The organism is Priestia sp. P1_B12_1 (assembly GCF_056406695.1).
In genome coordinates this window covers 1-24,308 of sequence record NZ_JBFTZR010000009.1, presented here as the reverse complement: position 1 = coordinate 24,308, position 24,308 = coordinate 1, and the positions used below count along the sequence as shown (strand labels likewise).

Below are 24,308 nucleotides of genomic sequence, written 5' to 3'. Positions count from 1 at the left end.
CGAATGGAGCTTTTTTACGTTTTTAGACTATTTTTGTGACGAAGATAATATCCGAAAGCGATAGACGTTCATCGCTACTTTTGTAAGATGATCAAGAAGCTGATAATTAGCATACGCACCTACAACAGCTCCAATTCCCGGCATCAGCTGAAACATTTTCACAACATCAATGTAGTCGCGGTATTCTTGTTGAAAAGCTTTCCAATCAAGCTCAAGAAGTTCCTCTTTCTTTTCCTCCCAGTTTTCTACTACTTCGAGCAGCTTCGTTCTATGGTCATCGCTGCAAAAAGCAAGATGGAAAATATACAGCATATAAATGCGCTCTTCTTTTTCTTTTACATCAAAACCATACGTAGCGGCAATGTCAAATAAGCACTTCATTTTTATGGAAAGAAGAAGCGGGAAATCTGCTGCACCTAAAAGGAGACCGCCTGCACCAGTACCAGCTCCTTCTACAGCAGCAGTTTTTTTGTACTTAGGTATGAGCTCCAAAATTTTTTTCTCTTTTTCTTCAAACGAAAGACCGCTGACATCTCTTTTTTTAGTAGTGAAATCGGATCCAACAAGCGTGGTTTCAACCATTTTTTTTATGCTTTCAGTCATAATCTTATGGACTTTAGCAGGGATTTTTTCATTTATTTTAAGCTGTAAAGATTTTGCGGTCCGTTGAAATTTAGAAGGTCGTTTCAACATGCTGAATTTCCAATGTTCAGCTTCTTGTAACACTTTTTCTTCATACGTATTCAAAAAAATCACCTCATTTCAGTCGATATAAATACTACGTTTTAAGTGAGGAAAAGGTTCCTGAAATAAAACAACAAGCACTCGTCTGCTTATCCGTACGAATGCTTGCTGAATGATTAATTCGCTTTTATTACGTTTTTAGAAGGAGCTTGTTCTCTTAAATACTCAACAGCAGCCGTACCAAGCGTTTTAGCTGCGATAAGCATTGCTTTTTCGTTAAAATCAAATTTAGGATGATGATGAGGATACGGAGCATCTACACCTTCTGGCTGAGCTCCTGTAAAAAAGAAAGTTCCTTTAATATGCTGCAAATAATAAGAGAAATCTTCCCCAGTCATGTGAGGCTCCGTTTCTTCGACTGTATGAACTTCATCGATTTGAGAAGCAGCAGAAGCAAGAAAGGCCGTTTCTTCCGGGTGGTTGACGACGGAAGGATAGCCGCGCGTATAACTCAGTTCATAAGAAGCGTCAGCTGTTAAGCATGTACCTTGGACAATTCGTTCGATTTCTTTTTCGACGTCATTTCGTACATCTTCATTAAATGTTCTTACCGTTCCAATTAGTCGAGCAGAATCAGCAATAATATTAAATGCATTTTCTGCTACAAAAGAACCTATGCTCACAACCGCTGAATCAATTGGGTTTACACGTCTGCTTACAATTTGCTGTAAATTAACAACAAGCTGAGAGGCGATGACGATTGAATCTTTTGTTTTGTGAGGCTGTGCACCGTGGCCGCCTGCTCCTTTGATCGTAATTTCAAAGCGATCAGCAGCAGCCATAATAGGGCCCGTTCGATATTGAACCACACCAGTCGGAGTTAATGACCACAAATGCGTTCCGAATATCGCGTCTACACCGTCTAAGCATCCGTCTTCAATCATGGACTTAGCGCCTCCGGGAGCGTACTCTTCAGCGTGCTGATGAATGAAGACGATTTTACCGGGGAGAGAATCTTTTATTTCAAAAAGCGCTTTAGCAAGGACTAAAAGAGTAGCCGTATGACCATCGTGACCACACGCATGCATCACACCCGGAACAGTTGATTGATATGGTACATCTTTTTCATCTTGAATAGGAAGGGCATCAAAGTCGGCTCTCAAAGCTACAGTAGGACCAGGTTTTCCTCCTTGAATGCTTGCTACAATGCCGTTTCCTCCTACATTTGCTCGGTAAGAAATACCGATTTTATCATAAAAAGATCGAATGTAGGCAGCGGTTTGAAATTCTTTAAAAGACGGTTCTGGATACTGATGCAGATATCGGCGGACTTGAACCATTTCATCAAATTTTTCTTCAAGTAAAGTATGTAGCTTGGAATTCACGTGACCATATCCTTTCTGTATAGGTTGAATAAAGTTTTGAATTTTTTGACATTTTAATCATTATATCATTATCCATAAAAAAGAAAAGAATGTAAGCGTTGTTATTGAAAAAAGTAATTGAATCATGAAATATTTTATATACATAATAGATACATAAGATGAGGAATAGGGATAAAGAATGAGTTTTTTACCAATTTTCTCATGAGATAATAGGAGGTAACGATATGGTAGATTCACAAACTGTATCTCTGTACAAAAAATTGATGTGGGTGTTTGGGGGGGCAGGTCTCGTTTTTTTAGGCGTGTTGTTTGTTGTGTCGACAGATTCTTTTCAAGGAGACCACTGGCTTGTTTCAGCTATAGATGACAGCACTGTTCTTCAGTCAGCGTCATCTGTTTTTCATGGCTTGTCTTTTTTAGCTTCAAAAGTGATGATTATGGTTCTTTTAGCTGTACTTCTCGTTTTTTTATTTTTTAAAAAGGACTATATCGGTATGATATCGGCATTTTTATTTATTTTAAGCGGTGATATTATTAATAAAGCAGTTAAAGATGCGGTAGAACGAGGGCGTCCTCTTGAAGGCATCGAAGGCTACAGTTTTCCAAGCGGCCATGCGATGATGGGAATTCTTATTTATGGTCTGATTATCTTTTTTCTCACAAAGCATATGAACAGTCAAAAGGTAGCCAAGCGGTATCAGCTTGCAATTACTTTAATTGTTTTATTAATAGGTGTGAGCCGTATTCTATTAAGAGAACATTTTTTAACAGATGTCTTAGCTGGCTACAGCTTAGGGCTTATGTGGCTTATTGTAGGCATTTTCTTCTATACGCTTGTTTATGCGTATGTAAAGCCTTCAGCGGAAAAAGAGTTTCCAAAAGGCATGTAAAAAATATATACATATAGCCCCCTTCATAAAAAGAAGGGGGCTTTTGTTTAAACTAAGAACATCGCGACAATTGTTGTAACGACTAATCCAATCGCTACAGGTTTTAAATTACGTCTGGCGAGTTCAAACGGACTGACTCCGCAAATCGCCGCAGCTGGAATCAATGCCCATGGAATCAACGTGCCTCCTCCAACCCAAATCGCAGCAATTTGCCCTAAAGCAGTTAGGGTGGCAGCGCCCGATCCTAAAGCAGATGCAAATAAATGAGAGACAGAGCCTACAAGTGAAATGCCTGAAAAGCCTGAACCGTCTAATCCGGTAATAGCTCCTAGAGCAGTTATCGTTACAGTGGCGACCTGTGCGGTTAACGGCACAGTGGAAGCAAGCGCAACGCCTAGGTCATTTACAAGTCCATGTGATCCTTTCGGAAGAAAGTCACCGATGATTGTTGTGAATCCAGCATCTCCTAAATAGAAAAAAGCTGCAATGGGAATAACGGGACCGAATACTTTAAAACCAAACTGCAAGCCTTCAATCAAGTAGGAAGTTGTTTGTTCGAGACCTTTTCCTTTGTGAGCAATAAGTGAAACCACCACTAAAATAAATAGAGCTGTGCCACCAACGAGAGCAGTTGCATCTCCTCCCTGTAAATGAAGGGCGAACATTGCCCCTACGTCTATAGCAAAGAAAAGGGGAACTATAATGGCTAAAGCCCGGCGTACTGAAGAAGAAAGAGGTGTGGATTGGACAGAAGAACTGCTTGTTAACATTTTCGGTTGAGCGTGAATTCTATTGTGCTTCATATCTTGTTTTAAAAAGTAAAAAGCAGAGAGTGTCGTAACAACTCCCATCACGATGACCAGAGGGACACTTGCTTGAACCACCTCGTGAACTGGAAGACCTGCTGCGTCAGCTGTTATCTTAGGAGCAGCTTGAATAACAAAGTCTCCTGAAAGCGCAACGCCGTGGCCGAATAAATTCATCGCTACAGCTACGCCTATAGCTGGAAGCCCTACGCGGATGGCCACTGGTAAAAGCACGGCTCCAAGTAAAGCAACGGCTGGAGAAGGCCAGAAAAAATAGGAGATGGTCATCATAACTAATCCAATAACCCAATAGGCAAGAGCAGGCGTTTTAATGAGGCGAGCAAAAGGTGAAATCATCGATTCATTTATTCCTGTAGCCATTAAGACTTTACTCATGGATACAATAATTGAAATAATTAAAATGGTAGGAAGCAGTTCTGTAATGGCATAAATGAAGCTGGAAAAAACAGCGCTGACGGAGTGGCTTAACGAAGAGGTAGCCGTTAAGGAAAGCAAAAAAATCCCGAGTATACAAAGGATACTCGTATCTCGCCGCATAATCATAAAACCGATAATGAAGGCGATAAAAAGGACATACATCCAATGAAGAGCTCCAAGCTCTATGCCCATAAAAATTCCTCCCAATAGGTGATATAGTATACAATATGACGTTTGTGCCTATTGTGATACTCGCCTACTAGGAGGATGTTTACTTATTTAACTACGTGGTATGAGGTCACATAAGAAGGGCGAGAGAAAATCGATGGCTGCTGATCCACGCCTTCTGACGTACCGCGTTTTTTGTGTGCTTCATTATAGGCTTTTGAAGACTGCCAATCGCTAAATGAACTTTCATCTTTCCATCCTGTAAAGATAATGTATGTGTCGTTTTGCAGTGGACGAAGCACACGAATAGCTGAGAAGCCTTCTTCATTTTCAATTAAACGAGCTCGTTGGCTAAATCGCTGTTCAAATAAAGGACGGCCTTCATCTGTAACTGAAATATTATTTAGTACAGCAAATCCGCTATCTGCAAGATCTCCAGAAGCATCTAATACCTCATAAGCATGTCCTTCTTTAAAAATTGTATCTCCATCTGTTTCGTGAACTAGTGCAAATTGATCGTCATCTTTGTGAAGCAGTAACAAACGTTCACTCGGATGTTCGTCGATCAACTTCTGAAGGTAAGGGCCTGTTCCGTAAGTAATAAAGATCTTCATGGACTATACTTCCTTTCTAATTGGGAATTGCATACAATTTACAATTGTAAATCATACTAAAATTATAAAATTTTACACACAAAAATTCAAAAATTGTGAACTTCTAATGAAGATGGTAAAGTAAAACATTGATGAAGTTGTTTTCCATATTATCAAAAGTTTAGCGAAAGAAAAGGGGTGGCACGATGTACAAAAAAGGCTTATACGCAATTGCTGCCTTAGTTGGAATTTTTCTATTAGGATTGATTGGATATATTATCATCTTGTTTCTTGGAAACTATGTAATTGATGAGAAAAAGATTGTCATGGACTCGGCTACGAGGTTAGTGGACGAAAATGGAGATGAATTAACAAAGCTCTATGTGAAAAATCGAGACTTGGTTTCAATTGATAAGATTCCAAAGCATGTGCAACAAGCATTTATTTCAATTGAAGACGTTCGTTTTTATGAACACCACGGAATCGATTTTAAATCTATTGGTCGAGCATTATACCGAGATATATTGGCTGGAGGAAGTGTTGAAGGAGGAAGTACTTTAACACAGCAGCTGGCTAAAAATGTGTTTTTATCTAATGATAAAACGCTGCTTAGAAAAACAAAAGAAGTAGTGGTGGCCATTAACTTGGAGCAGCGTTACAGCAAGCAAAAACTGCTTGAAATGTATTTGAACCAAATATACTTTGGACACGGAGCCTATGGAATCCAAGCTGCATCCAAGCTTTACTTCAATAAAGATGTCTCCGAATTAACGGTAGAAGAAGGTGCACTGCTCGCTGCACTGCCAAAAGCACCGAATTCTTATTCTCCTATTTTACATCCAGAAAAAAGTATAGAACGTAGGAATGTTGTGTTAAATGCCATGCAAAGAGCAGGTTATTTATCGGCTGAAAAAAATGTCCGTTTGCAAGGAAGAACGCTGGGGTTGAACGTAAAGGAACAGGCTAAAAACCCAGCGTATTTAACCTATATCGATATGGTCATTCAAGAAGCAGAGAAGAAATACAGCATTTCGAGCAATGAGCTTCTGCGCGGCGGTTATACGGTCAAAGTACCGATGAGTACAAAAGTACAAGAAGCCGCCTACGAGTTAATGAAAGAAAATCGTTATTTTCCAGGTACAGATAACAGTGCCCAAGGTGCTTTTGTATTAGTGGATAACAAAAGCGGAGGAGTTTTATCTGTTATGGGAGGACGAGATTATGTACAAAAATCGCTCAATCGCGTAAATGTCAAAAGACAGCCAGGTTCTACGATGAAACCTATTGCAGTATATGGCCCTGCGTTAGAAGAAGGTCAATTCAAGCCTTATTCTTTGCTGCAAGACAAGCTTAGAAGCTACGGGGGATACACACCTAAAAATGTAGACGGTCAATATGCTAAAAAGGTAACGATGTACGATGCCCTAAAAGATTCTAAAAACGCAGCTGCTGTCTGGACATTGAATCAGCTAGGAGTTGAAACAAGTAAGCAGTATCTCACAAAGCTAGGAGTTCCTTTAGAAGATAAAGGGCTTGCGATTGCTCTTGGAGGATTAAAGGAAGGCATTACACCGCTTCAATTAGCAGGAGCGTACCGGGCATTTGCTGAAAACGGAGAAAACATCCAACCGTACTTTATTCAAGAAATAAAAGATCAAGACGGAAAAGTAATTGCAAAAGCTGTTCTCGACACTCACAAAGCATTTTCAAAACAAACGGCTTGGTATATGACAAAGATGCTTCAAGGAGTTGTTAAAGAAGGAACGGCAAAAAATGGAGAGTTTAAAGGAGAGTTAGCAGGAAAAACAGGGTCTACTTCGTATACGAATGTTAAAGGAGCCACAAGGGATGCTTGGTTCGTTGGATATACGCCAGATGTTGTAGGAAGCGTGTGGATGGGATATGATTCTACAAATGACCAGCATTATTTAACAAAAGGAAGTTCTTATCCGACTCTATTATTTAAAGACATTCTCACAAGAGCTGGTTACGACGAAGCTGCATTTCAAAAGCCAGCAGGCGTTAAAGATTTGCCAAAACCAATACGCTTAGAGCAAGTTAAAGATTTAAAACAAGAATTAACATTCCATCCATTTGGTTTGCTAACGGTAAATTTATCGTGGACACCTTCACCTGATAAAAGAGCTGTTTATTATGTTTATGAGAAAAAAGGAGATAAAGCCGAAGTAATTGGCAAAGTGAAGGGAAAAGGAGCATTTGAAAAAGAGCGTGTGAATCTGCTCGACAGTCCTACTTATTATGTAGTTCCTTACAATTCCCAAACAAAACAAAAAGGAAAAAAATCCAACGAAGTAACACCTGCTCTTTTTCAATAAAAAAAGGAAGAGTAGGGCGAATTTTTGACATTTTTAGCAGGTGGCTATACAAGTCGTAAAGAAATGGGTATAGTGACAAGTAGAGAATATAACGTGAAACTTTAATCAGTAGAGGAACCGGTATGTTCCTTTGCTGATTATTGTCTGTCTAATCGAAGAAAATACGGATGGAAGACAATCGAGAAAGGTGGAAATTATGAGTCAAGGAACGTTTAACGATACTTTTTTAAAAGCCTGTAGAGGGGAAAAAACGGATCATGTTCCGGTTTGGTATATGCGCCAAGCAGGGCGTTCACAGCCGGAATACCGAAAGCTAAAAGAGAAGTACTCTTTATTTGAAATCACTCATCAGCCGGAGCTTGGGGCATACGTAACACGCCTGCCCGTTGAACAGTACGGAGTGGATGCAGCTATTTTATATAAAGATATAATGTCACCGCTTCCTTCAATTGGAGTGGATGTTGAAATCAAGTCAGGAATTGGTCCTGTAATTTCTAATCCAATTCAATCTTTAAGCGATGTAGAAAAACTAGGAGAAATTACGCCGGAAGAAGATGTTCCGTATGTATTAGATACGATTAAGCTGTTAACAACAGAACAGTTAAACGTACCTCTAATTGGCTTTGCGGGTGCTCCTTTTACAGTGGCAAGCTATATGATTGAAGGAGGACCTTCAAAAAATTACAATAAAACAAAAGCATTTATGTATACGGAACCTAAAGCATGGTTTGCACTAATGGATAAGTTAGCAGATATGACGATTACATATGTAAAAGCGCAAATTGACGCTGGGGCAAAAGCCATTCAAATCTTTGATTCATGGGTAGGTGCTTTAAATGTAGCGGATTATCGTTACTTTATAAAACCTGTTATGGAGCGAATTTTCACCTCTTTACGTGAAAAAAATGTACCGCTCATTATGTTTGGAGTAGGGGCAAGTCATTTGGCAAAAGAATGGCATGATCTGCCGCTGGATGTAGTGGGATTAGATTGGCGAACACAGCTGGATGAAGCACGTGCATTAGGCTTAACAAAAACGCTGCAAGGAAACTTAGATCCTGCTATTTTGTTAGCTCCATGGGAAGTTATTGAAGAACGTGTAACAGAAATATTAGATAAAGGGATGGCCAGTCCTGGTTACATCTTTAACTTGGGGCACGGCGTTTTTCCACAGGTTCAGCCGGAAACGTTAAAGCGTTTAACAACCTTTATTCATGAATATTCTGCAAATAGACAATAAATTGTCAAATAATTTGGAGCGCTAAACTTTGAATTTTTCTTTTTATTCATGGCAAAATGAAGACAAGTATTGAATCTAACAAAGAGGTGTCGAACACATGAGTAAAAAAGTAATGGGATTACTTGTAATGGCATATGGAACGCCATATAAAGAAGAAGATATTGAACGTTACTATACACATATCCGCCGCGGACGTAAACCGTCACCGGAAGCCTTAGAAGATTTACAAAACCGCTACGAAGCAATCGGGGGCATTTCACCTCTTGCAAAAATTACGCAACAGCAAATGGAAAGTCTGGAAAAGCGCTTGAATGAAGTACAGGACGAAATTGAATTTAAAGCGTATCTTGGCTTAAAGCATATTGAACCGTTCGTTGAAGATGCAGTAGAAGCGATGCATAAAGACGGGATTAAAGAAGCGGTGAGCATTGTGCTTGCACCTCACTTTTCAACGTTTAGCGTAAAATCCTATAATGGGCGCGCCAAAGAAACGGCTGAAAAATTAGGAGGACCAATCATTCATTCAGTAGAAAGCTGGTACAGTGAGCCAAAGTTCATTCAGTACTGGGCTACACGTGTTAAACAAACGTTTGATTTAATAGACGAAAAGAAACGCCAAAAAGCCGTGTTGATTGTTTCTGCGCATAGCTTGCCGGAAAAAATTATTGCAGCAGGAGATCCATATCCAAATCAGCTTCAAGAAACAGCGGATTTAATTGCACAAGCAGCTGGTATTGAACATTATGAAATTGGCTGGCAAAGTGCCGGAAATACGCCAGAACCATGGATTGGTCCGGACGTACAAGATTTAACAAGAGAATTGCACGAAGAAAAAGGCTATACATCGTTCGTGTATACTCCGGTTGGATTTATCGCAGACCACTTAGAAGTACTTTATGATAACGACTATGAATGCAAAGTGGTGACAGATGAAATTGGGGCTGATTATTACCGCCCCGAAATGCCCAATGCACAGCCTGAATTTATCGATGGGTTGGCTACAGTTGTGTTAAAACAGATTGCCCGTTAAGTCAATATAGATTCTTTGTACGTTGAACAGGGATGAAAAGTAACTTATAATCAATATAGAGAAAAGTAAGAAGCGAGCTATGGATTTCCATAATCGCTTCTCTTTATATTGAATTTTACAGAAAAGGCGATGATAACATGACGGATAGACGAAAAAAGGTTGTCATCATCGGTGGAGGAATAACAGGTCTTTCAGCTGCCTATTATTTGCAAAAAAAAATAAAGGATCATCAGCTGCCAATTGACCTTCAACTAATAGAAGCGACGCATCGGCTTGGTGGAAAAATTCAAACGGTCAAACGAGACGGGTATTTATTTGAAAAAGGTCCGGATTCATTTTTAGCGCGTAAGCTAGCTGCTACAAAACTGGCAAAAGAAGTAGGGCTAGGCAGGGAGCTAGTCGGAAATGAAAAAGGAAAATCCTATATTCTAGTAAAAGATACACCGCATGCGCTGCCTGATGGTGCTGTAATGGGGATACCAACCAAGTTATCTCCTTTTATCACAACAGGGTTATTTTCACCTGTTGGCAAGCTGCGCGCAGCAGCTGATTTTTTTATACCGAAGACAAAAAATCAGGATGACCGTTCGCTAGGCGTGTTTTTTAGAAGACGGTTTGGTGATGAAGTTGTTGAAAATTTAATTGAGCCTCTATTATCAGGAATTTACGCAGGAGACGTTGATCGCTTGAGTTTACGATCAACATTTCCACAGTTTCTGCATGCTGAACATAAGTACAGAAGCTTAATTGTTGGAATGAAAAAGCTAAAAGAAATTCACCCACAGCACGGTGATGATTCGGAGTTCAAAAAAAATAGTGTCTTTTTAACATTAAAAGAAGGTCTTCAATCGCTAGTAGATGGGGTAGAAAAAGCAATAGATCCTGATATTATTACAAAAGGAATAAAAGTAGAGAAAATTTATAAAGAAGATACCGCATATGAATTGTCGTTAAATAGCGGGAAAGTCATAAAAGCAGACAGCGTTATTGTAACTTCTCCTCATGCAGCTGCTCAGTCTATGCTTTCGGAATATAAAATATTCGAACCGTTGAAGCATATGCCTTCCACTTCAGTAGCTACTGTTGTGATAGCCTTTGCACAAGAAGCGCTGCAAGACAATCTAGATGCAATGAACATCGCCGTTTCAAGAAATAGCGATTACACGATTACGGCGTGTACATGGCTAAATAAAAAGTGGCCGCATGCGGTTCCGGAAGGAAAAGTGCTGCTGAGATGTTTGGTTGGACGAACCGGGGATGAAGCTGTAGTGGATCAGCCTGACGATGAAATTTTTAAAATTGTCCTGGAGGATTTGAAGAAGCTCATCACCATTTCTGCTGAGCCCGAATTCTACGCGGTAACGAGATGGAAGCAGTCAATGCCTCAGTATACGGTCGGACATCACGATATGCTAGATACGATGAACGAACAGCTTGAAAAAGAGCTTGCCGGTCTTTATGTAGCGGGAAGCTCATACGAAGGTCTGGGTATACCGGAATGTGTAGAGCAAGGAGAAGATGTGGCTAAAAAAGCGGTTAAATATGTGCAGCAACTGTAGAAGTGGAGCGGTGAATCAATGCTCCGCTTTTTTGTCTACTACCTGTAGAGAAAGGTTATACTAAGAGAAGAGATTGTGGTTGAAAAGCAAAAGAAACTTGTGCTATAGTAAAACCGTACTTGTTGACCGAAATATTCATTCGGTCAGAAAGAAGGGGATAACGTGGCGATAGACCGAAAGCAATCAGTTGTTGATGCAGCGTCAAAATCATTTGCGCTGTTTGGATATAAAGCAACGACTATGGAGCAAGTGGCGAAGCTTGCAAATGTGGGAAAAGGAACGATTTATACTTTTTTTAAAAACAAAGAAGAGTTATTCGATGAAATTGTTACACGAATGATTCGAGAAATGACAGATGCAGCTGAAACTGTCATTGATAGCAACCGTCCTTTTTTTGAAAATGCCCAAGCAGCTATTTTTCGAATCTTAGAATTCCGCACCGAGCATCAGCTCATGCTGAAGCTGGTACAGGAACAGCAGTTAGGCACTACAGCAGTGCAAGAAGTGCTGGTGCGAGTAGAAGAAGAGATTTTGACTTATATAAAAAACAAAATCGAAATTGCGATTTCTAAAAAAGAAATCAAACCGTGCAACCCGGAGCTCACAGCTTTTTTATTATTTAAAATGTACATTGCACTCGTCTATGATTGGGAAAAACGGCATGAGCCGCTTTCAGAAGAAAAAATTGCTGAATTAATTGAACTATACTTTTTACGCGGTCTGTCTCAGTGAGATGGGCTTTTTTCATAGAAAAAACAAAAAAGGTCTCATGACGAGACCTTTTTTATTGTTCATTATCATCTTTTTTTACGCCGTTTAATTCTGTATTTCCTGTTTTTGCATCTTCTTCTTTTTGCTCTACTTCTTTTTCGCCTTGTTTCTTAAGGTCGAAGTAAGCTTTAATAACTTCACCAGTAACTTGTTTGCTTAATGAATTCGAAGTTCCGGCTACATAAGCAGAAGGGATAACAACCGCTACTGCTACTTCCGGGTTATCATAAGGCGCGTATGAAACGAATGTAGAGTTACGTACGCTTACGCCTTTGTTGAAGGTTTCAGCTGTACCTGATTTACCAGCAATGTTGTATTTTGCATATGCTGTTCCGTTTCCTAGAGCTCTACCAGTTCCATTTGTGACTACGCGACGGAAACCTTGTTTAACAATTTCAATTTCTGATTGGCTCATCGTAATACGATTTAACACTTCCGGTTCAACAGAACTTTGAATACTTCCTTTTAGCTCGCTATCAAGCTCAGGCTCGCGGATTTCTTTTACTAAGTGCGGTTTCATGCGATATCCACCGTTAGCAATCGTTGAGATGTACTGAACAAGCTGAAGCGGTGTGTACGTATCATACTGTCCAATACCAAAATCCAGTGCTTTACCTGGTTCGTTTGTTACGGTATTACGAATACCCGTTGATTCGTTTTCTAATTCGATGCCCGTTGAAATTCCAAGACCAAACTGGCTATAGTATGAGCGCAGCTTGTTAAAGATAGACGGTGGAATGTTCAGTTTACCGCCAGGGCGGTACGTTTCACCAGCCATGCTCATAACCGTGCGGTACATGAACACGTTTGATGATTGTTCCAAAGCTTTTTGAATACCTGTTGCTCCAATTGGGTGAGACGATTTTTTAATTGTTCCTCCAGCAAACTTCATCGGCGCATCGTAAAAAACCGTACCGGGCTGAATAGCCCCTGAATCAAGTCCTGCTAGAACGGTCGCTCCTTTAACTGCGGACCCTACTTCATAAGAAGTTGTCATGTTACCAAGAGCAAAGTCTTGTACTTTACGTGCTCCGGTTTGCTTATCAGTAACAAGCTGTTTTCCGCCCATCGCTAAAATGTCTCCCGTGTGAGGGTCCATCATAATAGCAAACGCTCGATCCATTAATCGTGTTCCTCTGTCTCCAGAAGTGACAGCTTTTGTTAAAGCATCTTCGACTTGCTTTTGCAGCTCCATATCAATTGTTAAAATTAAGTCACTGCCTCGCTGACCTTCTGTAACGGTCTCCTGACTAACTAAGTTGCCCGAGCGGTCCGTTACGTTTTGCACGCGAGCTTTTTGACCGCGAAGAACGTCTTCGTACTGTTTTTCTAAATAACTTTTTCCTACTCGGTCATTACGGCTGTAGCCGTGTGACAAGTAGTACTGTAAGTTTTCGCTTGGCAATCCTTCATCAGCTGATGTGATTTTACCAAGCAGCGTGCTAAGTAAGTCGTCGTATGTATACATACGGTCCCAGTAAGTTGTTGTATCAACGCCTGGCAAGTTCCCTAATTGTTCACTAATAACGGCAAGCTCTTTATCGGTTAAGCCGCTTTTAATAATTTGAGCAGTTAACGCGTAGCCGCCTTCCATCTTGCTTTTAATGGCAATCACTTCAAGGTCATCTTTCACCGATAAAAGTTCATTTTTTGTGATGCGCTTTAGCTGAAGAGGATATAAATCATCTTCAGAAAGTTGACCTTCTTTTACTTTTTGCTTATCCGCTGCGGTAATTTTTTGTGCAGCTGCTTTTGGATGAGTTGCAATCCAGTAATCTTTTAAGTCGCGTTCTGTTAGCTTAATCGTATTTTTATCTTTCTTTTTATCCGATTTGCCAAACACATCTGTTGTAACAGGAACATCAATAAGAGTGGCAAGCTTTTTAGCTACTTTTAGCTTGTCTTCTTGAGTGACGCCTTTCAAACGCGTGTACGTGACAGCGTTCAACGGTTTATTATCCACGATAACGCGGTCATAGCGGTCTAGCATCTTTCCGCGAGGAACCGGTGAATCTACCGTTTCATCTTCTGTTTTTTCAACTTCTCGTTTATAGTTCTCTCCGTACACGATCTGTACGAAGCCTAATCGTAAAATGAGTGCAGAAAAAAGCAGGAAAACCACAATAAACAGCCAGTTAATTCGAAATGAGACATGTGTTTTTTTGCGCTTTTTAGTTTTCATGTAAACCCCTTCACTTTGTTTATACAAGTTAAAAAAATTCATAAATTTTCTTATGAATCTATCACTCTACATATTAACATAATTTTGTCTATAAATGTTATTAGGTGGAATAAAACAGACAAAAAATTTATAGAAATTTTTGCAGAAGAAGAGAGACCTGTCGAAGGGTGCTGAAGGGGGTGTTCAATATTTTCCACTCGGTTGTTCAATATTGTTACCTGTTCAAATGTCCTAGAATCGGTAAAATAAAGAGAGATAGATATCAAGGGGGGCAAAACGAATGAAAATGAAAAGGCTTTCAATAATGTCTGGCGTGTTAGCAACATCACTTTTATTTGCGACAGCATGTTCAAACTCAGGTACGGATTCAAAAGCAAGTAAATCAACAGGCTCAGGTGATCAAGTTGTTATTGATATGTTCCAGTTCAAAGTGGAAATTGCAGATCAGCTGAAAGAATTAACGGATGAATATACAAAAGAACATCCAAACGTAAAGTTTAACATCCAAACAGTCGGCGGAGGCGCGGACTATGGTGCAGCATTAAAAGCACAGTTTGCCTCTGGAAATGAACCTGATATCTTTAACAATGGAGGGTTCCAAGAAGCGCAAACGTGGAAGGATAAATTGGAAGATTTATCTGATCAGCCGTGGGTAGATAATCTGTATGATATCGCCAAAGAACCGATGACAATGGACGGGAAAATTTATGGTCAGCCGCTAAACTTAGAAGGTTATGGTTTTATTTATAATAAAGATTTATTTGAAAAAGCAGGCGTTAAAGAATTACCTAAAACGCTGTCCGAATTAGAAGCAGCTTCTAAGAAGCTTAAAGCAAAAGGAATTACGCCATTTTCTAATGGATACGGCGAGTGGTGGGTGCTAGGTAACCACTTATTTAATATTCCAATGGCACAGCAAGACGATCCAGATGCGTTTATTAAAGGTCTAAACGAAGGAAAAGCAAAATTTGAAGGCAATGAAACGTTTAAGCAATTTATGAATCTGTTCGACTTAACGTTAAAGTATGGAAATAAAAATCCACTAACGACAGACTACAATACACAAGTTACTCAGTTTGCTTCTGGTGAAACAGCAATGATGCAACAAGGTAACTGGACGGTAAATATGATTACCAAAATTAATCCGGACATGAAAATGGGCTTTATTCCAATGCCAATCAGCAACGATGCAAAGAAAAATGATAAATTAGCAATCGGAGTTCCAAATAACTGGGTAGTGAACAAAAATGCGCCAGATGCAGATAAAAAAGCAGCAAAGGAATTCTTAAATTGGATGGTTTCTTCTAAAGAGGGTCAAAAATTCTTAGTTGAAAAGTTCAAGTTCATTCCAGCGTTCAAAAACATCGATGGAAAAGGAATCGATTCTTTATCTGATGATATCTTAAAATATTCTGAAGAAGGTAAAACATTATCTTGGAACTGGTTTAAGTATCCGGAAGGAACGGTTCAAGAAGTGGGCGCAGCAATGCAGTCTTACGCAGGCAAGCAAATGACGGAAGAAGAGTTTATGAAGAAATTAGATACAATTTGGGCAAAAATGAAAAAATAAACAAAAAGTCCGCGTGGAAAACGCGGACTTTTTGATGTGAAAAAATAGCTGGTTAGATTCATAGCTATGAAAAAATAATAGTCAATTGAAAGCGCTTTTAATGTATAATAATAGTCATAATGTATGACATTAGTCAAAGGAGGTTATTTGTGAAAGGCTGGAGCATACGCAAGAAATTAATTTTGTTTTTCTTATTCGCAACGGTTATTCCATTTTTAATTTCAACGATTTTTACGTATCAGTACACCAAAGAAACGGTTAAGAATCGATTTATTTCTACCAACTATCAAGTTATTAAAAACGGAAGCAATGATTTGAGCGATTACTTAAATGAAATTGCTAATATTACAAAAAGGCTGTACGGCTATCACCCATTTATTAAGGTGTTAGATGAAGGTGTATCAAGTGACTTAGGAGCCAATCAACTGGAAATATCACGAACTCTTCTTTATTTATATAATACTCGTCCAGAGATTGAACAGCTCCATCTTTACATTGAAAACGGGCATGACTCATATACAGCTTACAATTCGAAAGTGAGCAGCAGAGGGAAGTACGATGATATTTACACTCAGCCTTACTATTCTTATTTAAATAAAAATCATAAATTTCTTGTGATTGAGCCTACCCATGAAATTTATAGCTACAATAATTTATCAACGTTAATTGATTCACTGCCGAATCAAGTGATTAGCTTTCATCAGCGGATTGATGAGATTCCATCAGACAAGTTGTTAGCTTATCTATCTTTAGACATTAATATGACACAAATTCAATCTATATCGCAGCGTCTATATAATGAAGAGTCAGAAGATTTTTATTTAATGAACAATAAAGGGAAGGTTTTGTATTCCTCTGATTCAAAGGTTATTGGAAAAAATGAAAACTACGCGTGGGTGAAGGCGCTTACTTCTCAAAAAGACCATAGCATGGAATGGGAAGATAAAAGCTTCTCAGGCGTATTAATGTATGAAAAGCTTAAACAGCCCTTTGAGGACTTGTACATTGTGAAACGAATTCCTTACAGTGTTTTATATGAGGATGCAAGAAAGACAGCACTTATGAATGTATTAATTGGCCTACCATTTTTGTGTATGCTCGTTATCGCTACCCTTTTTATATCAGTACGTTTTACACAGCCGATTAACGTATTGATTCGCAATATGAAAGAAGTGGAAAAAGGATCATTTGAGGTGCGGTTTAAGTCGCTTGGAAACGATGAATTTGGTGTTTTAGGAAGGCATTTTACCTCTATGGTAGAAACAATTAATGACTTGATTGAACGTAAATTTCGATTGGAATTAGAAAATAAATCAACGCAGCTAAAAGTGCTGCAGTCACAAATTAATCCGCATTTTTTATACAACGCATTTCAATCGATTGGAACTCTTGCTCTTAAGCATAAAGCAGTTGAAGTATATTCTTTATTAACCTCACTTTCCCACATTATGCGTTACAGCATGAATATGAAAGAGGATATCGTTAGCTTAAAGCAAGAAGTCGATCACGTAAAAGCTTTCTTAAGTCTGCAAAAGCAGCGGTTTGGTTCAAAGTTTGAGTATGAGTTAAATATCGAAAAAGAGGCAGAGCTTATGCGAATACCGAAAATGATTTTGCAGCCTCTTGTTGAGAATTCTTTTAAGCATGGATTTGAAACCCGCATAGGAAGCGGAAAGCTGTTGATTTCAGCTGAGTTGAGCGGTGAAGAACTGATTCTAACTGTTTCTGATAACGGAAAAGGGATAGGGCAACAAGAGTTGAATCAATTAAAAATGAGACTTCAGCAATCGTATAATCAAACAGATGAGCATATTGGCTTGCAAAACATTTATGAACGACTTCGCATCTACTATGGAGATCATGCTTCAATGCAAATTAGCAGTCAAGAAAATCACGATTTTACCGTTGTCATAAAGCTAACAACAATTGAAGAAAAGAGGGATAGTGATGAAAGTATTAATCGTGGATGATGAAGAGCATGTAAGAGAAGGAATAAAGCTGCTTGGACAGTGGGAAGAGCATGAAATTACAGATGTGATAGAAGCTGATAGCGGTGAGCAAGCGATTGCGCTTATCGAGGATCATGGACCGGAAATCATTTTTACTGATATGAAGATGCCTAATATCGATGGAATTGCTTTGTTGGAGTGGATTAAAGAGAATTCACCTTCTAGCAAAACGATTGTGGTAACAGGGTATGATGACTACCACTATATGCGTAAAGCTATTCATTTTGGAAGTACGGATTACATTCTAAAGCCAGTGGATCCTTCGATTTTAAACGATACGCTTGTACGAGCTGTAACCCAATGGAAGAAAGAAGAAGAGTCCAGAAAAGTCCATAATAGCAGCTATCGTTTAATCAATGAAATGAAGCCGATTTATCGAGATCGAAAACTGACGCAGTTAATGAACAATTATTTGCTAAATCAATCAATCTATGAAGAGTTTGGTTTCCATTTGACTAGAGAATATGAAGTGGGGATTGTACGTGTAGATGAATCTATCATTCGTTCTTTTGGCGGTGACCGGGATTTAGCCTATTTTTCAATTTTAAATGTAATCAATGAAATGCTGATGGAAGAAGAAAATGGGGTAGCCTTCCGTTATTTATCAAATAAGTGGGAAATTATCATTATATTTTGGAATGATTTTGAACGCATAACCTCTTTACTGACGACTTTACATACAGCCATTCGCCGTACGTTAGACGTGAGCTGTCGGATTGCAAGAGGGTGCAAAGTTTCTTCTATTGATCAGCTAATGAAATCCTATGAAGATGCGAAAAATTCGCTTTTATTAAGCAATGTTCTTGATCAAAATAAAGTGAAGGTCTACGGCGAGCAAGACGTTTTAGCAAGTGCTTTATTAATAAATATGATGGACTATAACAGTAAAATTGAAGAAGCGCTGCAAGTCGGGAAGTTTGAAGCCTTTTTGCCGGTATTCAACGAAATTATCACAGCTTTTGAAGCGCAAAATTATCTCTCGTTAAAGCAAATTCTGCATTTTGAGCAGGAATATCAGCTGTTAAGCCAGCATTGGTTAAAAAGATATCACATTCCTTATACGATAAATAACAGTCCTGAATATGTTCTTTCTTTTTTCTATAACCAAGATGGGCAGTTTCAGCTAGCAAAGTATGTAGAGAGAAAGAAGCGTGAAGTAAAGCGTTTTTTAAAAGTAGTAAAAAGGTATAGCAAGCAAAACAATCGGGACGTTATTTATGAAATCGAACAATATTTGCAGCAAAATTTTCATCGAGATGTGAAGCTTCAAGAAATATCGGAACGTTTCTATCTAAGTCGTGAATACATTTCGAGAAAGTTTAAGCAAGAATTTCAAGAAAATATTTCAGATTATATGGTGAAAGTCAGAATGAATAAAGCCAAATCACTTTTACTAAATGAAGAACTAAAAATCTATGAAATTGCGAATATGATTGGATATCATGATGATAAATACTTTCGAAAAGTGTTTAAAAAAGTAGAAGGCATTACGCCAAATGAGTATCGCAGTTTAACCGTATAAAAAAAGCTGAAACTGTTATAAAACAGTTTCAGCTTTTTTTATTTCATAATATCTAGACAGTGATCGCATTTATTTCCGTAGCACTCATGCTGTTCCTCGATGTCGTTTCCACATTCTACGCACTTTTTATTAGGTAATCTTTTGAAAAATTCAGTCATTTTTTCTAACATTTTAAATCCCCTCCGTTGTTTTTGTTACTAATATTGTATTATAACAGATGATGAAATGTCAATTATGTTTTATAACAATTCAGCCTATTTTGCTATTCTAAGTGGTTATTTGTTATATAACAATGAGTTATTTCGATAAAATGACCGAAACGAGTGCCTTTCAGTTAGTTTTCAAAAAAAAGTAGGGTATACTGAACGTAATAAAAATAGTACGAAAGGGTGATTGAAATGAAAGTAACTGTTATTGGTTTTTGGGGAGGATATCCTGCGGTTTCAGAAGCTACTTCTAGCTATTTATTGGAGCACGATGGTTTTAAGCTACTTGTTGATTGCGGAAGCGGTGCATTGGCTCAGCTGCAAAAATATGCAAAGCCAGAAGAAATAGATGCTATGATTTTATCTCATTATCATCATGATCACGTGGCTGATGTCGGAGTGTTTCAATATGCACGCCTCATTCAGACTCATCTAGGAAACGCTGTTAAGGAACTTTCTATTTATGGACATACATATGATCAGGAAAGCTTCAACAAACTTACTCATAAAGGAATTACTAAAGGGGTAGAGTATGATCTGAGTCAAAAACTTGAAGTTGGGCCTTTTACCATCGAATTTATGAAAACGAAACATCCAGTCGTTTGTTATGCCATGAGAATAAGCGCCGGAAATCAAACTGTCGTGTACACAGCGGACTCTAGTTATTTAGAAGAGTTTGTTTCCTTCTCAGAAGAAGCAGATCTTCTTATTTGTGAATGTAATTTTTATGCCAATCAGGATGGAAGAGGCGCTGGACACATGACAAGTACAGAAGCCGGTACACTTGCTTCAAAAGCAAGTGTCAAACACCTCATGCTTACTCACCTTCCGCACTATGGAGAACATCAACAGCTAGTAGAGGAAGCCGCTGCTCGTTATAGAGGTACGCTTACGTTAGCTGAATCAGGATATGTATGGGAATAACAAGGAGGAAAATGAATGTTATTTATTGATAATCAAAAAAACTATGATCCCCGAATTAACTTAGCAATTGAAGAGTATGCGCTTAAGCATCTAGACATTAATGAGACATATCTGCTGTTTTATATTAATGAACCTTCTATTATTATTGGGAAAAACCAGAACACCATTGAGGAGATTAATACAAAATATGTTGAAGATCAGCAAATTCATGTAGTGAGACGTCTGTCTGGAGGCGGTGCCGTTTATCATGATAAAGGAAATTTAAACTTCAGCTTTATTACGAAAGACGATGGAAATAGCTTTCATAATTTTAAAAAGTTTACCGAGCCGGTCGTGGAAGCGTTAAAGAAATTAGGAGTTAATGCTGAGCTAAGCGGACGAAATGATTTAATGGCTGAAGGACGGAAAATTTCTGGAAATGCTCAGTTTTCAACGAAAGGGAGAATGTTCAGCCATGGAACTCTTCTTTTTGATTCAGAGATTGAAAACGTCGTATCAGCGTTAAGAGTAAAAAAAGATAAAATTGAATCCAAAGGCATTAAGTCTATTCGAAATAGAGTAGCAAATATCAGCGAATTTTTAGAACAGAAAGTAACGGTGGAAGAGTTTAGAGAAATGCTGCTTCGATATATCTTTGACGGAGAAGAAAATATAACAGAATATAAACTAACGGAAAAAGATTGGGAAACGATTCATCAAATTTCTAAAGAGCGCTATCAGTCATGGGATTGGAACTATGGAAAATCACCTAAATTTAACTTACAGCACTCTCACCGCTTTCCTGTGGGACAAATTGACGTTCGTTTAGAAGTGAATAAAGGGAAAATCGATGCTTGCACCATTTACGGAGATTTCTTTGGAGTGGGGGATGTCCGGGAAGTGCAGGGAAAATTAACAGGTGTTCGTTATGAAAAAGCTTCTATTGAACAAGCCTTAGAAGACATCGATATTCCACATTATTTTGGTAATATTACAAAAGAAGAGTTTGTTGAATTAATCTATTAAGAAAAAAGTCTGCTATATCAGGCTTTTTTTCTTTTTAAACAGATGAGTCTTGTCAATAGAACAGCAGTAACATTATAATAGAATAGAAGAAGTAAGAATTTTTACATTATTATGACTTAATAATGAATGGGTGTTCATTCATTCGTTATTAAAAGGAGGAAGTTATGAGATGAATTTGTCAGCACAGCTTCATAAAACAGCTGAGCAATTTCCACAAAAATCGGCATATGTTTTTATGGACCAGGAAACATCTTATGCAAATCTTGATGCATCGGTATCTAAGTTTGCTAATGGTCTGAAGCAATTAGGTGTAAAAAAAGGAGATCATATCGCTTTGATTGTCGGCAACTCGCCTCATTTTGTTATTGGATTGTACGGTGCTCTTCGAGTAGGAGCTACTGTTATACCCATTAATCCTATTTACACAGCGGATGAAATTAGCTACATGCTTCAGGATGGGGATGTAAAAGCAGTTATTGCGGTTGATTTACTTCTCCCTATTTTAAAGAAAATCATTGGACACGCTCCATTTTTGGAACACGTTATCTTGTGTGAAACGACAGATACAGTAGAAAACATACCTTCTTATTTTCACACGTTTTCGCAAGTTGTAAACAGAGGGGAAGCTACATATGATTTTCTGGAGTTAAAAGAAGAAGATGTGGCCCTCATTCTGTATACGTCGGGAACAACTGGAAAACCAAAAGGAGCTATGCTTACACATAAAAATATTTATTCAAATGCTCAAGACGTAGCAGATTATTTAAGTATAAATGGGAATGACCGAGTCGTAGCTGCTTTGCCGATGTTTCACGTATTTTGTTTAACTGTTTCATTGAATGCGCCTTTAATGAATGGAGGAACGATATTAATTGAACCAAAATTCAGTCCATCTTCTATATTTGAATTAATTCAAAATCGACAAGCGACTATTTTTGCCGGCGTTCCCACAATGTATAATTTCTTACTTCAGCATGACAAAGGGCAAAAAGAGCACTTTCACACGGTAAGGCTTTGTATATCAGGGGGGGCATCAATGCCGGTGGCACTTCTAACCAGTTTTGAACGTAAGTTTGGGGTAATGGTAGCAGAAGGGTATGGATTATCTGAGGCTTCTCCTGTGACGTGTTTCAATCCGATTGACCGAGAGAGAAAAGCCGGTTCTATAGGCACATCTATTATGAATGTTGAAAATAAAGTGGTAAACGAACTAGGAGAAGAAGTAGAAGTAGGACAAGTCGGCGAACTTATCGTCAAAGGCCCTAACGTGATGAAAGGGTATTACAAGCTTCCTGAAGACACGGAATATGCTCTCCGAGATGGTTGGCTGTATACAGGTGACTTAGCAAAAATGGATAAGGAAGGTTATTTTTATATCGTTGACCGTAAAAAAGATTTAATTATTGTAGGAGGATATAATGTTTATCCTCGCGAAGTAGAAGAAGTGCTATATGCGCATCGGGATATTGTAGAAGTGGCTGTTATCGGAGTCCCTGATCCTTCCTTAGGTGAATGTGTGAAGTGTTACGTGGTTTGCAATAATCAAGAGATAACGGAAGAGAAGCTTATTGTCTACTGCAAAGAGCACCTTGCTAAATATAAAGTGCCAAGTGAAATTGAATTTTTAAAAGAACTTCCTAAAAATACAACGGGAAAAATTTTACGGCGTGCACTGAAGCAACAAGTATCCCAGGAGCGATAAAATGAAAGCGATTCCAAGTTGGAGGTGGTGAAAGGATGTCATCTATTTCTTATGAAATGAAGGGACACGTCGCCCATGTGATACTGAACCGTCCGGAAGCAATGAATGCTTTTAATTACGATATGCTTAAAGAATTGGAAGAAGTAATTGAAGGAATTCGTACTCAAAAAGATATTCGAGTTGTGACGTTTAAAGGGGCAGGTGAAAAGTCTTTTAGTGTAGGGGCCGATTTAAAAGAACGTAAAACCCTTTCTGATCAAGAGGTAAAGCGCAATATTTACAAAATAGGAGAAGTGTTTTCGAAGATAGAGCAGCTTCCTCAGCCAACGATAGCAATCATCAATGGATATGCATTTGGAGGAGGAATGGAGCTGGCTTTAGCATGTGATTTCCGGGTTGCTTCAACCGAAGCGCTTATGGGTTTAACGGAAACAAGCTTAGCGATTATACCAGGCGCAGGAGGAACACAGCGTCTCCCTCGGTTAGTTGGGGAAGCAAAAGCAATGGAACTAATTTTAACAGCTCAGCGTCTCTCAGCATCAGAAGCGAAAGAATGTGGTCTAGTAACGAAGGTGGCTCCCGGATATGAAATAGAAGAAACAATAGATATTTTTATCTCTCTTTTATTGAAAAATGGGCCAATTGCGCTTCAGCAAGCAAAATTTGCTATCAAAGAAGGAATGAAGGCCGATTTGCAGACTGGTTTGCAAATTGAACGAAAAGCATATGAGTTAACGATTCCGACAGAAGATCGTTTAGAGGCGCTTCAAGCATTTGCTGAGAAGAGAAGACCTAGTTTTAAAGGGAAATAAGAAAGGGCTGTCTAATGGACAGCTCTTTTTTAGTTTCTTCTATAAGAATAATAAAAAAGAATATGTAAAAGCGCAGGAACAAAGAAGGCAAAGTTACAGCTGGCTTTTGCCTATAATATTTACTATAATACGGTACAGTAGTCATTGTTCAAGTCTATAAATAATAGTTTTTAATTTTTTCTTCAAAAACCGTTGACTTTAGTTAAAATATATTTTATTATTATAAAGCGTCGTTGAGACATACCGTTAAAAACGAAGCTAAAAAAAGAATTTTAAAAAGTTGTTGACATTACGTTGAAAACTTGATAAGATGATAAAGTCGCTTAAGAGCGGCGGTTGAACTTTGAAAACTGAACAAAGCGACAAACGCCAACGTTAATTTTTATTTTTTAAATTGAGCAAGTCAAACATTTCTTCGGAGAGTTTGATCCTGGCTCAGGATGAACGCTGGCGGCGTGCCTAATACATGCAAGTCG

The 24,308-nt window shown here is 38.5% G+C and carries 19 protein-coding genes and 1 rRNA gene; 14 read left to right on the top strand and 6 right to left on the bottom strand.

Annotation, left to right across the window (positions count from 1 at the left end; genetic code table 11):
• Positions 1-27: 27 nt before the first annotated feature.
• Together AC1D0Y_RS22910 and AC1D0Y_RS22905 are read right to left on the bottom strand one after the other, a co-directional pair.
• Positions 28-747, bottom strand: a complete 720-nt coding sequence (locus AC1D0Y_RS22910) for an EcsC family protein (protein WP_028410280.1) — start codon at positions 745-747, stop codon at positions 28-30.
• 113 nt (positions 748-860) lie between these two features.
• On the bottom strand, positions 861-2,069 hold the full coding sequence (locus tag AC1D0Y_RS22905; protein ID WP_098334697.1) for a M20 family metallopeptidase: 1,209 nt from the start codon (positions 2,067-2,069) through the stop codon (positions 861-863).
• A 224-nt stretch (positions 2,070-2,293) separates the two neighbouring features.
• Between AC1D0Y_RS22905 and AC1D0Y_RS22900 the strand changes: the two genes are divergently transcribed.
• Complete coding sequence (locus AC1D0Y_RS22900) at positions 2,294-2,959, top strand: phosphatase PAP2 family protein (RefSeq protein ID WP_097825009.1); 666 nt, start codon at positions 2,294-2,296, stop codon at positions 2,957-2,959.
• Between the two features lie 47 nt (positions 2,960-3,006).
• On the opposite strand, the gene AC1D0Y_RS22895 is transcribed toward AC1D0Y_RS22900, so the two are convergent.
• Positions 3,007-4,395 carry a hypothetical protein gene (locus AC1D0Y_RS22895; RefSeq protein WP_225049874.1) on the bottom strand — a complete coding sequence of 463 codons (1,389 nt, stop codon included), beginning with the start codon at positions 4,393-4,395 and terminating at the stop codon, positions 3,007-3,009.
• An 83-nt stretch (positions 4,396-4,478) separates the two neighbouring features.
• A complete protein-coding gene (locus AC1D0Y_RS22890; RefSeq protein WP_025751398.1) occupies positions 4,479-4,985 on the bottom strand; it encodes an antibiotic biosynthesis monooxygenase family protein in 507 nt (168 codons plus the stop codon).
• A gap of 185 nt (positions 4,986-5,170) precedes the next feature.
• Between AC1D0Y_RS22890 and AC1D0Y_RS22885 the strand changes: the two genes are divergently transcribed.
• The 5 genes from AC1D0Y_RS22885 (at position 5,171) to AC1D0Y_RS22865 (ending at position 11,861) form a co-directional block, all read left to right on the top strand.
• Positions 5,171-7,300: a transglycosylase domain-containing protein gene (locus AC1D0Y_RS22885; protein ID WP_477707937.1), complete on the top strand. Its 2,130-nt coding sequence runs from the start codon at positions 5,171-5,173 to the stop codon at positions 7,298-7,300.
• A 196-nt stretch (positions 7,301-7,496) separates the two neighbouring features.
• Positions 7,497-8,540 (top strand): uroporphyrinogen decarboxylase, encoded by a 1,044-nt coding sequence (gene hemE / locus AC1D0Y_RS22880; protein WP_013055329.1) that lies wholly within the window; start codon positions 7,497-7,499, stop codon positions 8,538-8,540.
• Between the two features lie 97 nt (positions 8,541-8,637).
• The gene (gene hemH / locus AC1D0Y_RS22875) at positions 8,638-9,570 is read left to right on the top strand and encodes a ferrochelatase (RefSeq protein ID WP_028410285.1); all 933 of its coding nucleotides are present in this window, start codon (positions 8,638-8,640) and stop codon (positions 9,568-9,570) included.
• 137 nt (positions 9,571-9,707) lie between these two features.
• Positions 9,708-11,129: a protoporphyrinogen oxidase gene (hemY, locus tag AC1D0Y_RS22870; RefSeq protein WP_025751394.1), complete on the top strand. Its 1,422-nt coding sequence runs from the start codon at positions 9,708-9,710 to the stop codon at positions 11,127-11,129.
• A 162-nt stretch (positions 11,130-11,291) separates the two neighbouring features.
• The gene (locus AC1D0Y_RS22865) at positions 11,292-11,861 is read left to right on the top strand and encodes a TetR/AcrR family transcriptional regulator (protein WP_013081690.1); all 570 of its coding nucleotides are present in this window, start codon (positions 11,292-11,294) and stop codon (positions 11,859-11,861) included.
• A 52-nt stretch (positions 11,862-11,913) separates the two neighbouring features.
• On the opposite strand, the gene AC1D0Y_RS22860 is transcribed toward AC1D0Y_RS22865, so the two are convergent.
• Complete coding sequence (locus tag AC1D0Y_RS22860; RefSeq protein WP_060745410.1) at positions 11,914-14,082, bottom strand: peptidoglycan D,D-transpeptidase FtsI family protein; 2,169 nt, start codon at positions 14,080-14,082, stop codon at positions 11,914-11,916.
• 280 nt (positions 14,083-14,362) lie between these two features.
• Here AC1D0Y_RS22860 and AC1D0Y_RS22855 point away from each other — a divergent pair, with 280 nt between their 5' ends.
• The 3 genes from AC1D0Y_RS22855 (at position 14,363) to AC1D0Y_RS22845 (ending at position 19,183) form a co-directional block, all read left to right on the top strand.
• Positions 14,363-15,652: an ABC transporter substrate-binding protein gene (locus AC1D0Y_RS22855; RefSeq protein ID WP_028410288.1), complete on the top strand. Its 1,290-nt coding sequence runs from the start codon at positions 14,363-14,365 to the stop codon at positions 15,650-15,652.
• 149 nt (positions 15,653-15,801) lie between these two features.
• Complete coding sequence (locus AC1D0Y_RS22850; RefSeq protein WP_225049876.1) at positions 15,802-17,622, top strand: cache domain-containing sensor histidine kinase; 1,821 nt, start codon at positions 15,802-15,804, stop codon at positions 17,620-17,622.
• Positions 17,600-19,183 (top strand): response regulator, encoded by a 1,584-nt coding sequence (locus AC1D0Y_RS22845; protein WP_102813512.1) that lies wholly within the window; start codon positions 17,600-17,602, stop codon positions 19,181-19,183. The genes AC1D0Y_RS22850 and AC1D0Y_RS22845 overlap by 23 nt, the downstream gene beginning before the upstream one ends.
• Before the next feature lie 38 nt (positions 19,184-19,221).
• Here the strand turns inward: AC1D0Y_RS22845 and yhfH are convergent, their stop codons facing one another.
• On the bottom strand, positions 19,222-19,353 hold the full coding sequence (gene yhfH, locus AC1D0Y_RS22840; RefSeq protein ID WP_013055337.1) for a protein YhfH: 132 nt from the start codon (positions 19,351-19,353) through the stop codon (positions 19,222-19,224).
• Between the two features lie 228 nt (positions 19,354-19,581).
• Between yhfH and AC1D0Y_RS22835 the strand changes: the two genes are divergently transcribed.
• From AC1D0Y_RS22835 to AC1D0Y_RS22815, 5 genes are all read left to right on the top strand, one after another.
• Positions 19,582-20,313: an MBL fold metallo-hydrolase gene (locus tag AC1D0Y_RS22835; RefSeq protein WP_477707936.1), complete on the top strand. Its 732-nt coding sequence runs from the start codon at positions 19,582-19,584 to the stop codon at positions 20,311-20,313.
• Between the two features lie 15 nt (positions 20,314-20,328).
• Positions 20,329-21,318 (top strand): lipoate--protein ligase, encoded by a 990-nt coding sequence (locus AC1D0Y_RS22830; protein WP_060745413.1) that lies wholly within the window; start codon positions 20,329-20,331, stop codon positions 21,316-21,318.
• Positions 21,319-21,487: 169 nt separating this feature from the next.
• Positions 21,488-23,020, top strand: coding sequence for a fatty acid--CoA ligase family protein (locus tag AC1D0Y_RS22825; protein ID WP_477707935.1), 1,533 nt, complete (start codon positions 21,488-21,490; stop codon positions 23,018-23,020).
• A gap of 35 nt (positions 23,021-23,055) precedes the next feature.
• The gene (locus AC1D0Y_RS22820) at positions 23,056-23,832 is read left to right on the top strand and encodes an enoyl-CoA hydratase-related protein (protein ID WP_028410294.1); all 777 of its coding nucleotides are present in this window, start codon (positions 23,056-23,058) and stop codon (positions 23,830-23,832) included.
• A gap of 412 nt (positions 23,833-24,244) precedes the next feature.
• A 16S ribosomal RNA gene (locus AC1D0Y_RS22815) occupies positions 24,245-24,308 on the top strand; the annotation flags it as partial.